The 14904-nt window shown below is 71.2% G+C and carries 12 protein-coding genes and 1 pseudogene; 8 read left to right on the forward strand and 5 right to left on the reverse strand.

Going from position 1 to position 14904, the window contains the following annotated elements; translation table 11 throughout:
* Positions 1-19 precede the first annotated feature (19 nt).
* Genes argJ through K1J60_RS36495 form a run of 4 tightly spaced genes read left to right on the forward strand, consistent with a single transcriptional unit; the run spans position 20 to position 3864 of the window.
* Entirely contained in the window at positions 20-1174 is a 1155-nt protein-coding gene (argJ, locus tag K1J60_RS36480) for a bifunctional glutamate N-acetyltransferase/amino-acid acetyltransferase ArgJ (RefSeq protein WP_220649937.1), read from the forward strand.
* The gene (argB, locus tag K1J60_RS36485) at positions 1171-2094 is read left to right on the forward strand and encodes an acetylglutamate kinase (protein ID WP_220649938.1); all 924 of its coding nucleotides are present in this window, start codon (positions 1171-1173) and stop codon (positions 2092-2094) included. The genes argJ and argB overlap by 4 nt, the downstream gene beginning before the upstream one ends.
* Positions 2091-3308 (forward strand): acetylornithine transaminase, encoded by a 1218-nt coding sequence (locus K1J60_RS36490; RefSeq protein ID WP_220649939.1) that lies wholly within the window; start codon positions 2091-2093, stop codon positions 3306-3308. The genes argB and K1J60_RS36490 overlap by 4 nt, the downstream gene beginning before the upstream one ends.
* 7 nt (positions 3309-3315) lie before the next feature.
* Positions 3316-3864, forward strand: coding sequence for an arginine repressor (locus K1J60_RS36495; RefSeq protein WP_220649940.1), 549 nt, complete (start codon positions 3316-3318; stop codon positions 3862-3864).
* 268 nt (positions 3865-4132) lie between these two features.
* Here K1J60_RS36495 and K1J60_RS36500 read toward each other — a convergent pair whose 3' ends face one another.
* From K1J60_RS36500 to K1J60_RS36520, 5 genes and pseudogenes are all read right to left on the reverse strand, one after another.
* A complete protein-coding gene (locus tag K1J60_RS36500; protein WP_259408354.1) occupies positions 4133-4870 on the reverse strand; it encodes an FAD:protein FMN transferase in 738 nt (245 codons plus the stop codon).
* A 61-nt stretch (positions 4871-4931) separates the two neighbouring features.
* Positions 4932-6026 carry an FMN-binding protein gene (locus K1J60_RS36505; protein WP_220649942.1) on the reverse strand — a complete coding sequence of 365 codons (1095 nt, stop codon included), beginning with the start codon at positions 6024-6026 and terminating at the stop codon, positions 4932-4934.
* A gap of 153 nt (positions 6027-6179) precedes the next feature.
* Entirely contained in the window at positions 6180-7517 is a 1338-nt protein-coding gene (locus K1J60_RS36510; RefSeq protein ID WP_052146580.1) for a ferredoxin reductase family protein, read from the reverse strand.
* Positions 7518-7685: 168 nt separating this feature from the next.
* Positions 7686-8273, reverse strand: coding sequence for a pyridoxamine 5'-phosphate oxidase family protein (locus K1J60_RS36515; RefSeq protein ID WP_220649943.1), 588 nt, complete (start codon positions 8271-8273; stop codon positions 7686-7688).
* Between the two features lie 743 nt (positions 8274-9016).
* A pseudogene (locus tag K1J60_RS36520) lies at positions 9017-9841 on the reverse strand (hypothetical protein); the annotation flags it as partial.
* A 203-nt stretch (positions 9842-10044) separates the two neighbouring features.
* On the opposite strand from K1J60_RS36520, the gene argH reads away from it, so the two are divergent.
* The 4 genes from argH (at position 10045) to K1J60_RS36540 (ending at position 14879) form a co-directional block, all read left to right on the forward strand.
* Complete coding sequence (argH, locus tag K1J60_RS36525; RefSeq protein ID WP_220649945.1) at positions 10045-11475, forward strand: argininosuccinate lyase; 1431 nt, start codon at positions 10045-10047, stop codon at positions 11473-11475.
* Positions 11476-11684: 209 nt separating this feature from the next.
* Complete coding sequence (locus K1J60_RS36530; protein WP_220649946.1) at positions 11685-12656, forward strand: aldo/keto reductase; 972 nt, start codon at positions 11685-11687, stop codon at positions 12654-12656.
* Between the two features lie 136 nt (positions 12657-12792).
* Positions 12793-13359 (forward strand): TetR/AcrR family transcriptional regulator, encoded by a 567-nt coding sequence (locus K1J60_RS36535; protein WP_220649947.1) that lies wholly within the window; start codon positions 12793-12795, stop codon positions 13357-13359.
* Entirely contained in the window at positions 13356-14879 is a 1524-nt protein-coding gene (locus tag K1J60_RS36540; RefSeq protein WP_220649948.1) for an MFS transporter, read from the forward strand. The genes K1J60_RS36535 and K1J60_RS36540 overlap by 4 nt, the downstream gene beginning before the upstream one ends.
* Positions 14880-14904 lie beyond the last annotated feature (25 nt).

Genomic DNA, 14904 nt, shown 5'->3' on the forward strand with positions numbered 1-14904 from the left:
GGGCGAACGAGGAGACGCAGTGAGCGTGACGGCAGCCAAGGGGTTCACGGCGGCGGGCATCGCCGCCGGGATCAAGGAGAACGGCAACCCGGACCTGGCCCTCGTGGTCAACACCGGGCCCCGCCTCGCCGCCGCGGGCGTCTTCACCTCCAACCGGGTGAAGGCCGCACCGGTCCTCTGGTCCGAGCAGGTGCTGAAGGGCGGCCGGGTCTCCGCCGTCGTCCTCAACTCCGGTGGCGCCAACGCCTGTACGGGCCCGAAGGGCTTCCAGGACACCCACGCGACCGCCGAGAAGGTCGCCGAGGTCCTCGACGGGCACAGCGCGGGCGAGATCGCCGTCGCCTCCACCGGCCTCATCGGCGTACTGCTGCCGATGGACAAGCTGCTGGCGGGTGTGGAGACGGCCGCCGCGCAGCTCTCCGAGCACGGCGGTGAGAAGGCCGCCATCGCCATCAAGACCACCGACACCGTGCACAAGACGTCCGTCGTCACCAAGGACGGCTGGACCGTCGGCGGCATGGCCAAGGGCGCGGGCATGCTCGCCCCCGGCCTCGCCACCATGCTCGTCGTGCTCACCACCGACGCGGACGTGGAGAGCGACGTCCTCGACAGGGCGCTGCGCGCCGCCACCCGGACGACCTTCGACCGGGTCGACTCCGACGGCTGCATGTCCACCAACGACACCGTCCTGCTGCTCGCCTCCGGCGCCGCCGAAGTCACCCCCGAGTACGCGGAGTTCGCCGAAGCGGTACGCCAGGTCTGCGACGACCTCGGGCAGCAGCTCATCCGGGACGCCGAGGGCGCCAGCAAGGACATCAAGATCGAGGTCGTGAACGCGGCGACCGAGGACGACGCCGTCGAGGTGGGGCGCTCCATCGCCCGCAACAACCTCCTCAAGTGCGCCATCCACGGCGAGGATCCCAACTGGGGCCGTGTCCTGTCCGCCATCGGCACCACGTCCGCGGCCTTCGAGCCGGACCGCCTGAACGTCGCCATCAACGGCGTCTGGGTCTGCAAGAACGGCGGCGTGGGCGAGGACCGCGACAACGTCGACATGCGCTACCGCGAGGTGCACATCGTCGCCGACCTCGCGGCCGGTTCCGAGACCGCCACGATCTGGACCAACGACCTCACCGCCGACTACGTCCACGAGAACAGCGCGTACTCCTCATGAGCAACACACCCGCGCGGAAGCACACCGCGCTTCCCAAGGCCCAGATCCTCATCGAGGCGCTGCCCTGGCTGGTCCGTCACAACGGCAAGACCGTCGTCATCAAGTTCGGCGGCAACGCCATGATCGACGAGGACCTGAAAGCCGCGTTCGCCCAGGACGTCGTCTTCCTGCACCACGCAGGCATCAAGCCGGTCGTCGTGCACGGCGGCGGTCCGCAGATCAGCGCCGCCCTCGACCGGCACGGCATCGTCAGCGAGTTCAAGGCCGGCCTGCGCGTCACCACCGAGGAGGCCATGGACGTCGTACGCATGGTGCTCGCCGGACAGGTGCAGCGCGAGCTGGTCGGGCTGCTCAACCAGCACGGGCCGCTCGCCGTCGGACTGACCGGCGAGGACGCGCACACCATCACCGCCACCAAGCACCAGCCCGAGATCGACGGGGAACCGGTCGACATCGGGCGGGTGGGCGAGATCACCGCGATCGACACGGGCGCGATCGAGGCACTCCTCGCCGACGGCCGCATCCCGGTCGTCTCGTCGATCGCCCGTAGCCAGGACGAAGGTGACATGGGGCATGTCTACAACGTCAATGCTGATACGGCGGCTGCGGCACTCGCTGCTGCTCTGGGCGCCGAAACCCTCATGGTCCTCACGGACGTCGAGGGCCTCTACGAGGACTGGCCCAACAGCGACGAGGTGATCAGCCGCCTCACCGCTTCCCAACTGGAGAAGCTGCTGCCGGAGTTGTCCTCCGGCATGGTGCCGAAGATGCAGGGCTGCCTGCACGCCGTACGGGGCGGCGTCCAGACCGCGCGCGTCATCGACGGCCGGGTCCAGCACTCGATCCTGCTGGAGATCTTCACCGACGAGGGCATCGGCACGATGGTCGTGCCGGATGCGGAACAGGGGGACGCCGAATGACCGCCAACGAGGAGCTGACCCAGCGGTGGCGGGGCTCGCTCATGAACAACTACGGCACCCCGAAGCTCTCCCTGGTCCGCGGCGCGGGCTCCAGGGTGTGGGACGCCGACGGGAACGAGTACGTCGACTACGTCGGCGGTATCGCGGTCAACGCCCTCGGCCACGCCCACCCGGCGATCGTCGAGGCCGTCAGTAACCAGATCGCCTCCCTCGGCCATGTCTCCAACCTGTTCGTCGCCGAGCCGCCCGTCGCACTCGCCGAACGGCTCCTGGAGCACTTCGGCCGCGACGGCAAGGTGTTCTTCTGCAATTCGGGCGCCGAGGCCAACGAGGGCGCGTTCAAGATCGGTCGGTTGACCGGTCGGACCCACATGGTCGCCACCGAGGGCGGCTTCCACGGCCGGACCATGGGCGCCCTCGCCCTCACCGGCCAGCCAGGCAAGCAGACCGGTTTCCACCCGCTGCCCGGTGACGTCACCCACGTCCCCTACGGCGACGCGCAGGCCCTGGCCGCGGCGGTCACCGAGGAGACGGCCCTCGTCATCATCGAACCGGTCCAGGGCGAGAAGGGCGTCGTCGTCCCGCCGGCCGGCTATCTGAAGGCCGCGCGGGCCATCACGGCCGCCACCGGTTCGCTCCTGGTCCTCGACGAGGTGCAGACCGGCGTCGGCCGCACCGGGCACTGGTTCGAGTACCAGGCCCACGAGGGCGTCCTGCCGGACGTCGTCACCCTCGCCAAGGGCCTCGGCGGCGGACTGCCGCTCGGCGCGACCGTCGCGTTCGGGCGGGCCGCCGAACTGCTCCAGCCCGGCCAGCACGGGACCACCTTCGGCGGCAACCCGGTCGCCTGCGCCGCCGGGCTCGCCGTCCTGGAGACCATCCGGGCCGAGGGCCTGCTGGAGAACGTCAAGCGGCAGAGCGAGAAGCTGCGCAACGGAATCGAGTCCCTCGGCGACCCGATGATCGACCATGTCCGTGGCGCGGGCCTCCTGCTGGGTATCGTGCTCACCGAGCCGCTCGCGCCCCTGGCGCAACAGGCCGCTCAGGACGCCGGATTCCTGGTCAACGCGCCCGCCCCCGATGTCGTACGGCTGATGCCCGCGCTCAACATCGGTGACGCCGAGGTGGACGCCCTGCTCCAGGCACTGCCCGGCGTCCTCGACGCGGCGCGGGCGGCGCACGAAGCCGATGGGGACGGACGAGCCGGAGAATGAGACGACGATGAGCCAGGCGCAGGAGCACGACCAGGCGGGGCCCGCGGTGCCGCAGACCCGTACCGCCCGCCACCGGCGGATCGTGGACATCCTCAACCGGCAACCGGTGCGGTCGCAGAGCCAGTTGGCCAAGCTGCTGTCCGACGACGGGCTGAGCGTCACGCAGGCGACGCTCAGCCGGGATCTGGACGAGCTGAACGCGGTGAAGATCCGCAACACCGACGGCGACCTCATCTACGCGGTGCCGAGCGAGGGGGGTTTCCGTACGCCTCGGGCTCCGCTGGGGGAGTCGGCGAAGGAGGAGCGGATGCGGCGGCTCTCCGCGGAGCTGCTGATCTCCGCCGAGGCCTCCGCGAACCTGGTCGTCCTGCGCACCCCGCCGGGCGCGGCCCAGTTCCTCGCCTCGGCCATCGACCAGGCGGAACTGCACGACATCCTGGGCACGATCGCGGGCGACGACACGCTGCTTCTGATCAGCCGCGATCCGGTGGGCGGGCAGGCGTTGGCGGACCATTTGCTGCGGTTGGCGCAGAACGGCAACGGCCACGGGCACTGAGCCGGCGGGGACGGCGACGGGGAGGGGCGGGACCGTTGTGTGATGGCCGCGAGTCCGTCGTGGCCGGTCGCGCAGTTCCCCGCGCCCCTGAACGGACGGGTTGCGCCCGCCTTTCACTCGTCGTGGTCGCGGATATGGTCTGCTCGCCCCGCCTGCGGGCAGTCGCGCCGCTGGGCCGGCACGGGTGGGCGCAGGCGGCGCCCTGTCAGCGCCGGTGAGCGCCCCACTCCCCGCTCAGCCCTGGCCCGCAGCCCAGGTCGGCCGCCGCTCAACCCAGCCGCGCCGCCAACCCTCCCGTGCAGCGGACCTCGTCGCCCGCGGTGATCAGCAGGGCCTCCGTGTCCTCCAGGGACTCCAGCCACGCCAGACCCTCCCGCGAGCCCATCGCGAAGGCGGCCGTGGCCCAGCAGTCCGCCCACGTCAGGCGAGGAGCGACCACCGTCACCGAGACGAGGTCCGTGACCGCGGACCTACCCGTGCGGGGGTCGACGATATGGGTGCCCCGCTCGGCCGTACCCGAGGTGGCCACCGCCAGCCGGTCCGCACCGGCGGCCGTGACGACCGCGGCCAGTCCTCCGGGCCGGAGGGGATCCGCGACCCCCACGCGCCACGGCCGGTCCGGTCCGGGCACACCGCACAGCTGCACATCGCCGCCCCCGTTCACGCTCACCCCGACCGCACCGGCCTCGACCAGCCGCAGCGCGGCCCGCTCGGTGGCCCACCCCTTCACGAGACCGGTCGGATCGAAGCGGCCCTGGTACGTCGCGCTGAACCAGCCGTCGCTCAACCGCTCGGCCTCGGCGCACAGTTCGAGTACCTCGGCGACCTCGGCATCGCACTCCTCGATCGTCGCCTCACCCCGGGCGAGCCGGGAGATCTGGCTGTGCTCGCGGTAGGTGCTGAACACCTCGTCCACCGCGTGGAGCCCGGCCACCGCCTCCTCCAGCGCGGCCTTGACCGCCCTCGGCTCGCCTCCCCGGACGTCGAAGGAGAAGACGGTGCCCATGACCTCCTCGACGTGCCGCAGCTGGGCGGGAGCGGCGGACCCGCCGGGTTCGACCACCGGATCAGCCGGCCTGGTCCAGCGCGGACTGGAGGGACTGCTTGTAGCCACCGCTGGTGTACGTGGCGCCTGAGACAGCATCGATGTCAGCGCTCCCTGCCGAGACGGCGTTCTGGTTGAGCTTGGGGATGGCGGTGGCGCTGATCTGGGTCGAACGGCCGCCGCTGGGCTGCTGCAGCGCCTCGGCGTTGGTGATCTTGCCGTCGGTGACCGTGACCCGGACCTGCACCGGACCGTAGTCCGTCTGGATGGCGGAACCGGTGAGCACCTGGGTGCCCGTCGCCTGCCCGGCCCCTGCCCCGGAGTCCCCGCCGTCCTCGGCGCCGCCGCCCGCGTCCTGCGAGCCGCCCGCCTCGACCTCGGAGCCGGAGCCCTGCGCGTTGCCGGCCTGGTCCAGCGCGGACTGGAGGGACTCCTTGTAGCCGGCGCTGGTGTAGGTGGCGCCCGAGACGGCGTCGATCTCGGCGCTGCCGGCCGCCACGGCCGCCTGGTTGAGCTTGGGCACCGAGTCGCCGGTGATCTGGGTGGAGCGGCCGCCGCTCGGCGCCTGGATCGCCTCGGCGTTGGTGATCTTGCCGCCGCTGACCGTGATCCGGACCTGCACCGGCCCGTAGTCGGTCTGCACGGTGGTCCCCGTGAGCACCTGGGCACCCGAGTCCTGCGCGTTGCCGGCCTGGTCCAGCGCGGACTGGAGGGACTCCTTGTAGCCGGCGCTGGTGTAGGTGGCGCCCGAGACGGCGTCGATCTCGGCGCTGCCCGCGGCCACGGCCGCCTGGTTGAGCTTGGGGATCGCGTCGCCGCTGATCTGGGTGGAGCGGCCGCCGCTGGGCTGCTGCACGGTCTCGGCGTTGGTGATCTTGCCGCCGTTGACGGTGATCCGGACCTGGACCGGGCCGTACTCGGTCTGGACGGCGGTGCCGGTGAGGGTCTGCGCGCCGGCCGCCACCCCGCCCTGTGCCGATGGAGCGCCCCCTGCCGCTCCCGCCTGTACCGATCCGGCCGGGTCGGAGGCCGGCTTCAGCGACAGCAGCAGCACGATGCCGGACACGGTGGCGGCGGTGGCGAGCAGCGTCCGCCGGATGGGGTGGCTCTTCTTCATCGCTCCTTCAGCTCCTGAAGTGTGAAGTCTCGCGGGGGAGACCCGGGGCGAACCGCGGGAACCCTTGGCCAGAAGTCGGGGTGGGGCAGGTCGTGGTGACCTACGGCTGGAAACGGTCGGTCGGGTGGGGCCCCCGGGGAGGGAGCCCGTCGCTCACATCTCGAACGACTCGTGGTGGATGCGCCGGGTCGGGACGCCCGCGCCGCGCAGCGCCTCGTACACGCCCTGCGCGAAACCGGGCGGCCCGCACAGGAAGACGTCATGGCGTTCGATGTCCGGGATCTTGCGGCGCAGGGAGTCCGGCGAGATGTCGGGGCGTTCGCCGTCCGGGCTGTTCACCGCGTACATCAGCCGCGCCCCGCGCTCTTCCGCGATCTGCGCCAACTCGTCCCACAGCGCCAGGTCCTGGGTGCTGTTGGCCCGGTAGAGCAGGGTCAGGTCACCGGCCGCGCCGGGTAGCGTCTCGAACAGGGCCCGCATCGGCGTGATGCCCACACCGCCGGCCACCAGCAGCACCTTGCCCCGGCTGCGCTTGCCTGCCGTGAGCGCGCCGTACGGGCCCTCGGCCCACACCCGGGTGCCGGGCTCCAGGTCGCGCAGGGCCGAGCTGTGGTCGCCGATCGCCTTGACCGTGATGCGCAGCATGTTGGGGCGGGGCGCCGCAGACAGCGAGTACGGGTGCGAGCTGAAGCGCATGCCGGGGGCGAGGAACCGCCAGCGGAAGAACTGCCCGGCCTCGGCGCCCATCCGGTGCAGCTTGCGCCCGCTCATCAGCACGGAGACGATCCCGGGCGACTCCTCGATGACCGCCTCGACCCGCAGCCGGTGCCGCATGTTGAGCCGGATCGGCGTGATGATCCGGTACCAGAGCACCAGCGCGGTCACCGACCCGTACAGCGCGTACCAGCCGGTCTTCGCGGCGGGCGTGACGGCGAACTCGTTGCCGGTGGAGATCTGATGCCAGAACGTCAGGAACGTGGCCGCGTAGGTCAGCAGGTGTGTGTGGTACCAGAAGTCGTAGGGGATCCGCTTGCGCACCGGACCGATCGACATCAGTCCGATGAGCACCAGCAGACCGGTGCCGATGGCGGCCTTGCCCATGTCCGGCAGTTGGTTGATGGAGTCGATGGTCTGCTGCAGGATCGCGGTGTGGGTGAGACCGGCCTGCAGCGCGTACCCGTACATCGTGAGGACGACGTGCGCGACGACCAGGCAGAGCGTGTAGCGGCCGGTCATCGCGTGCCAGCGGGCGACCCGGTCGGAGCCGACCCGGCGTTCCAGCGCGGGCACCCGGGCCATCTGGAGCACCACCAGAGCCATCATGTAGCCGCCGAGCAGACCGGTGATCCGGCCGGCGTTGACCATCTTGCTGCCCTGGTCCGCGATGGACGGCGTGTTGTCCCACCACAGCCAGACCACCGCGGCCACGCCCGCAAAGAAAACGATCAGCAGCGGGACTGCGGGGGAGCGGCGAGGTCGGATGCGGCGCATCGTCTGGCGGCGCGCGGCGCGACCTCCGGCGATCGTGGACACGGTTCCTCCGTGGTGGGCTGGACCCTTGGCCCACACGTACGTGCAGGGAGTGCCGTCTGTTCAACCGTGTGAACAACTGCCTTGCGGAACCATCGGTACCGGAGGGCGCGCCAGCCTCCCACGCCGTCAGGGGCTGGACGGCGGCAGCGGCAGCGGCAGCCCCGGGAGGCCGTCCATGCTGGTCGCGATGTGTTCCTTGGAGCTGAAGTAGGCGCTGAGCGAGTCGTCGTCCTCGCGCGCGAAGCGGCGGCCGTGGAGGTCGCGCTCCTCCTCGTACGCCATGAACGGCACGGCGTAGCCGCAGCTGTCGCGGATGTGCTCGGCGCGGACCACGATGATCGCGCGCAGGCCGTGCGGGGCGGGGTCGATGTCGGGGAATCGGGCGAGGAGTCCGGCGAAGCGTGGGTCGTCGCGGAAGACGGGCTCACCCGTGCCGTGCACGCGGACGATGGTGGGCGGTCCCTGGAAGGCGCACCACATCAGGGTGATCCGGCCGTTCTCGCGCAGGTGCGCGATCGTCTCCGCGTGGGAGCCGGCGAAGTCCAGGTAGGCGACGGCTCGTTCGTCGAGGACGACGAACGAGCCCTTGAGGCCCTTGGGGGAGAGGTTGACCGTGCCGTCGGCGGACAGGGGCGCCGTGGCGGTGAAGAACAGTGGCTGTGCCTCGATGAACGTACGCAGGCGGCCGTCGATGCGCTCATAAGTCTTTCCCATGTCTAACAATTATCGACGGAAACGCTTCGCCTGTCTCACGACTTGGGGCCGGGAACGCGAATTCCGGGTGGACCCCACGGTGGGGCCCACCCGGAACCAGGTCTTCCGTGTCCGCCCCGGCCGGCGCGCGGGGCGGACACGGCCCCTGTCGCCCACGAGGGGCGCAGGAGGTCACTCGCCGAACGAGGGGACCCGTCGCGGACGGCTCGTCGTGGACGGTTCATCGCGAACGGCCCCTCGGCCGGACCGCCCGTCAGCTCTCACGCGACCGGCGGACCTCCGGACCACCGGCGCGGCGGGCCGACGGTACGGGCGGACTACTGGTTGAGCTGGCAGGGCGCGAGCGCCTCCAGGCCTTCGGGCTTGGCGGCGGCGCGGCCGATGGCGGTCTCGATGCGGTTCAGTGTGGCGATGCGCTTGTCCTCCAGCGGGCCGAGGATGGCGTTGTTGACGAAGTTCGGGCCGCCCTGGCCGACGGTGTCGATGAGGCGCTGGTTGGCTTCCTGGATCTGGGTGTCGAGGAGGGCGAGGTTGCGGTCGACCTCGGCCTGGGCGGAGGCGGGGATGGCCGGGAGTTCGCCTTCGACCTCGGGGCAGGTGATGGTGCCGGCGGCACCGGCGTTGCCCGCGTCCTCGGCGCCCTCGCCCGCTCCGGCCTCGGCGCCCGCGCCTGCCTCGGCACCCGCACCGGCTTCGGCCTCCTGGCCGGCGTCCGCTTCCTCACCGGCGCCCGCGGCGCCGCCCTGGTTGAGCTGGCAGGGCGCGAGGGCTTCGAGGCCCTCGGGCTTGGCGGCGGCGCGGCCGATGGCGGTCTCGATGCGGTTCAGTGTGGCGATGCGCTTGTCCTCGAGCGGGCCGAGGATGGCGTTGTTGACGAAGTTCGGGCCGCCCTGGCCGACGGTGTCGATGAGGCGCTGGTTGGCTTCCTGGATCTGGGTGTCGAGGAGGGCGAGGTTGCGGTCGACCTCGGCCTGGGCGGAGGCGGGGATGGCCGGGAGTTCGCCTTCGACCTCGGGGCAGGTGATCGTGCCGGCGGCACCGGCGTTGCCCGCGTCCTCGGCGCCCTCGCCCGCTCCGGCTCCGGCACCCGCACCGGCGTCCGCTTCTTCACCGGCGCCCGCGGCGCCGCCCTGGTTGAGCTGGCAGGGGGCGAGCGCTTCGAGGCCTTCGGGCTTGGCGGCGGCGCGGCCGATGGCGGTCTCGATGCGGTTCAGTGTGGCGATGCGCTTGTCCTCGAGCGGGCCGAGGATGGCGTTGTTGACGAAGTTCGGGCCGCCCTGGCCGACGGTGTCGATGAGGCGCTGGTTGGCTTCCTGGATCTGGGTGTCGAGGAGGGCGAGGTTGCGGTCGACCTCGGCCTGCGCGGAGGCCGGGATCGCGGGGAGGCTGCCTTCGACAGCCGGGCAGGTGATGGTGCCGGGCGAGGCGTTCCCCGCGGCGTCCTCGTTGTTGGCACCCTCGCCGGCGAGGGCGGAACCCGCGATGACCGCTCCGGAGAGCACGACCGCGGCGGCGCCGCCGATGATCCCTACGCGACGCTTGTTGTACTTCGGAAGAGCCCTGGACATGCGGATGCCTCACTCGGGTCGGGTGTGGTCGGTGTTTACAAACGCGGCGCCTGCGTTCGGTGTGAGTTACGGGAAAGCGGTTTCGTTTGTTCAAACCTTTCTCGGCGTCTCTCAAAGTTCTCTCAGATTGACGATTCATGCAGAGTTCTGCATACTCATGCATAGCAGTGAACGCAGCAAGCGGAGATCTAGGAGCAACGCGAGTGAGCAGCAACAGCGGTGACGTACGGCTCTGGGGCGCCCGTTTCGCCGACGGTCCCGCCGAGGCCCTGGCGAAGCTGTCCGCGTCCGTCCACTTCGACTGGCGGCTGGCCCCGTACGACATCGCGGGTTCCCGCGCCCACGCGCGCGTGCTGCACAAGGCGGGCCTGCTCACCGAGGACGAGCTGTCCCGGATGACCGCGGGCCTGGACCAGCTCGAAGCGGACGTGGCGTCGGGCGCGTTCGTCGGCACCGTCGCCGACGAGGACGTGCACACCGCCCTGGAACGCGGTCTCCTGGAGCGCCTCGGCCCTGACCTGGGCGGCAAGCTGCGCGCCGGCCGGTCCCGGAACGACCAGGTCGCGACCCTCTTCCGGATGTACCTGCGGGACCACGCCCGCACGATCGGCGGTCTGATCGCCGACCTCCAGGACGCCCTGATCGGCCTGGCGGAGGCTCACCCGGACGTGGCCATGCCCGGCCGCACCCACCTCCAGCACGCCCAGCCGGTCCTCTTCGCCCACCATGTCCTCGCTCACGTCCAGTCCCTCTCCAGGGACGCCGAGCGGCTGCGCCAGTGGGACGAGCGCACCGCCGTCTCCCCTTACGGCTCCGGCGCTCTCGCGGGCAGCAGCCTCGGCCTGGACCCGGAGGCGGTGGCCAAGGACCTGGGGTTCGAGCACGGCAGCTCGGCGAACTCCATCGACGGCACCGCCTCCCGCGACTTCGTCGCCGAGTTCGCCTTCGTCACCGCGATGATCGGTGTGAACCTCTCCCGGATCGCCGAGGAGGTCATCATCTGGAACACGAAGGAGTTCTCCTTCGTGACCCTCCACGACGCGTTCTCGACGGGCTCGTCGATCATGCCGCAGAAGAAGAACCCGGACATCGCGGAGCTGGCGCGCGGCAAGAGCGGCCGTCTCATCGGCAACCTCACCGGCCTGATGGCGACCCTCAAGGCCCTGCCCCTCGCCTACAACCGCGACCTCCAGGAGGACAAGGAGCCGGTCTTCGACTCCATCGACCAGCTGGAGGTCCTGCTCCCCGCGTTCACCGGCATGATGGCCACCCTCACCGTGCACCGCGAGCGCATGGAGGAGCTGGCCCCGGCCGGCTTCTCCCTCGCCACCGACATCGCCGAGTGGCTCGTCAAGCAGGGTGTCCCCTTCCGGGTCGCGCACGAGGTCGCCGGCGAGTGCGTCAAGGCCGCCGAGGCCGAGAACAAGGAGCTGAACGACCTGACGGACGAGCAGTTCGCCAAGATCTCGTCCCACCTCACCCCCGAGGTCCGCGGCGTCCTGAACGTGCCGGGCGCCCTGGCCTCCCGCAACGGCCGGGGAGGCACGGCCCCCAGCGCGGTGGCGATCCAACTGGCGGACATCAAGCGTGACGTGACGGCACAGCACGCATGGGCGACGGCCAAGAAGAGCTGAGTCGGCCGCACACGCGCCCCTGAGGGGCGCCACCCCTCGGGTACGGGACGGGAACGGGCGGCGGGGGAGAGGCAGGGTCGGCGGGGGTGAAAACCTCCCCGGAGGCCCGCCCCTCACCCGCCGCCCCTCACCCCCTACCGCACAACGAAGGTCATCACGGGTTACGTTGGCTCAGGAACCGCAAGGAGCCGACCCGAACGGAGCCCGCGATGCCCTTCGCCCGACTGGCCGCAGCGACCACCCCCACCTGCCACATCGGCTTCGGTCTGGCCGCGGTCGCCCGCCCCGGCTACATCAACCTCGGCCGCGACGCCGACCTCGGAGAGAGCCGCACCGTCGAGGCCCTCCGCGCCCGCACCCACGAACTCCTCGACGCCGCCTACGCCCAGGGTGTCCGCTACTTCGACGCGGCCCGCTCCTACGGCCGCTCCGAGGAGTTCCTCGCCGACTGGCTCCGCACCCGACCCGGCCTCGACGACGTGGTCGTCGGCAGCAAGTGGGGCTACACCTACACCGCCGAATGGACCACCGACGCCGAGAAGCACGAGGTCAAGGACCACAGCCTCCCGACGTACGAGCGGCAGCGCGCCGAGACCGCCGAGCTGCTCGGCGACCGGCTCGACCTCTACCAGATCCACTCGGTGACTCCGGACAGCCCGGCCCTCACCGACAAGGAACTCCACGCCAGGCTGGCGGAGGCGGCCGCCCAGGGCGTCACCGTCGGCTTCTCCACCAGCGGTCCGGCCCAGGCGGACGCCATCCGCACCGCCCTCACCGTGACCGTCGACGGCGAACCCCTCTTCCGTACCGTCCAGTCGACGTACAACGCGCTGGAGACCTCCGCCGCCCCGGCCCTCGCCGAGGCGCACGACGCCGGTCTGACCGTGATTGTCAAGGAGGGCATGGCCAACGGCCGACTGGCGGGTCCGCACGCTCCGGACGCGCTCAGGGACGTCGCCGAACGGACGGGCCTCGGCTGCGACGCGATCGCCCTGGCGGTGGTCCTGCGGCAGCCGTGGGCCGGAGTCGTCCTCTCCGGCGCCGCCACCACCAACCAGCTCGCCTCCAACCTGCACGCGGCGGTCGTCGACCTCGACGACGACCAGCTGGCCCGCCTCGCGGACCTCGCCGAGGATCCGCGGACGTACTGGGAGAAGCGCGGCAACCTGCCCTGGCACTGACCGGAACGCGGCAGCCCGCCCCGCACCGAGCGAAGCCCCGTCCCGGCGCCTCAAGGCGCCCGGGACGGGGCTTCTGGCGTGAGACGTCCATAGCCCGCATGAGACATACGTGTCTCATGTGGTCTATGGTTGTCTCATGGCCGTCGATCGTGAACACGTGCTGCGCAGCGCAGCCGCCCTGCTGACCCGCAAGTCCACCGCGACCATGGACGAGGTCGCCAGGGCCGCCGGGATCAGCCGGGCCACGCTGCACCGCCACTTCGCCGGACGCGACGCGCTCGTACGGGCGCTGGAGGCGCTCGGCATCCAGGAGTGCGAGGCCGCGCTGGACGCGGCGCGCCCGGACGAGGGACCGGCGCGCGACGCCGTCCGCCGGCTGGTGCGCGAGATCGAACCCGCCGCGGGCCTGCTCGCCTTCCTCTACACCGAGAACCAGCTGTTCGAGGGGGAGGGGCAGCACGAGGGCTGGGCCCGGATCGACGACCGCGTCGCGGCCCTGTTCAAACGCGGCCAGGCGGCCGGCGAGTTCCGCATCGACCTCACCCCGGCCTGGCTCACCGAGGCGCTCTACGGCCTGCTGGCCTCCGGCGCCTGGGCGGTCTCCGAAGGCCGTGTGGCAGCCAAGGACTTCACCTTCATGATCGCCGAGCTGCTGCTCGGCGGCGCCCTGCGTCATCCCGAACAACCGAGAGAGGAATCATGACCAGCACCCTGCGGCCGGCCCGCACCGTCGAGGCGGAGAAGAGGCCGGGCCGCTGGCTCGCGCTCGCCGTCCTGGTGCTCGCCGTGCTGCTGGTGGCCGTCGACGCGACCGTCCTCGGTCTCGCGACCCCCTACATCAGTGAGGACCTGAAGCCCTCGGGCACCCAGCTCCTGTGGATCGGCGACATCTACTCGTTCGTCATCGCGGGTCTGCTCGTTTCGGCCGGCAGTCTCGGTGACCGCGTCGGCCGCAAGAAGCTGCTGCTGATCGGCGCCACGGCGTTCGGCGCGATATCCGTGCTCAACGCCTACGCGACCACGCCCGAGATGATGATCGTCGCGCGAGCGCTGCTCGGTGTCGCGGGCGCGACCCTGATGCCCGCCACCCTCGCCCTGATCCGCAACCTCTTCCACGACCCGCGCGAGCGCAGCCTCGCCATCGGCGTCTGGGGTGCCACGGCCTCCGCCGGCACCGCCGTCGGGCCTGTCGTCGGCGGTTTCCTGCTGGAACACTTCTGGTGGGGTTCGGTCTTCCTCATCAACCTGCCCGTGATGGCCGTCCTGGTCCTCGTCGGCATCAAGCTGCTCCCCGAGTCCCGCCACCCGAACCCGGGCCCGTGGGACATGCCCAGCGTCGGCCTGTCGCTGGTCGGCATGATCGGGGTCGTGTACGCGGTGAAGGAGACCGCCACCCACGGCGTCGACGGCAACGCGCTCGCCGCCGGCCTCCTCGGCGTCGCCGGGCTGTTCTTCTTCGTGCGCCGTCAGCTCACCCTGCCGCACCCGCTGCTGGACATGCGGCTGTTCCGCAACCGGGGCTTCTCCGGAGCCGTCCTCGCCGACCTGCTGACCATTCTCGGCCTGTCCGGTCTGGTCTTCTTCCTCTCCCAGTTCCTGCAACTGGTCCAGGGCCGGGGCCCGTTGGAGGCGGGTCTCGCCGAGCTTCCGGCGGCGATCGGAGCGGTGGCCGCGGGCCTGGTCGCCGGAGCCGCGGCCCGCCGCTTCTCGGTCCGTTCCGTGGTGACGGGGGGTCTCGCGGCCATCGGCCTGGCCCTCGCCCTGCTCACCCTGGTCGACCGCTCCACCGGCTACCCCCTGATCGGCGTCGCCCTGCTGGTCGTCGGCATCGGCGCCGGCTTCTCCTTCACCGTCACCGCCGACGTCATCCTCTCCAGCGTCCCCAAGGAGCAGGCGGGTTCGGCCTCGGCGGTCTCCGAAACGGCGTACGAACTGGGCGCGGCCCTCGGCATCGCGGTCTTGGGTTCGATCGTGACAGGTGTCTACCGCGACTTCGCGGCGCCCGCGGGCACCCCGGAAGGAGCACACGAGTCATTGGGCGGCGCGGTCGAGGCTGCGGCGCGAATGCCGTCGGCCACCGCCGAGGCCCTGCTGTCCTCCGCGAGGGAGTCCTTCGTGGACGGCCTCACGATCGCGGCGGGCGCGGGTGCGGTGGTTCTGTTGGCGACGTCGATAGCGGCTTGGTTCATGCTGCGGAACCAGCGCCTGGAGAACCCCGCTTAGGGACAGCGAGGTCAGGGGCGCGGGG

The organism is Streptomyces akebiae, assembly GCF_019599145.1.
Lineage (GTDB): Bacteria > Actinomycetota > Actinomycetes > Streptomycetales > Streptomycetaceae > Streptomyces > Streptomyces akebiae.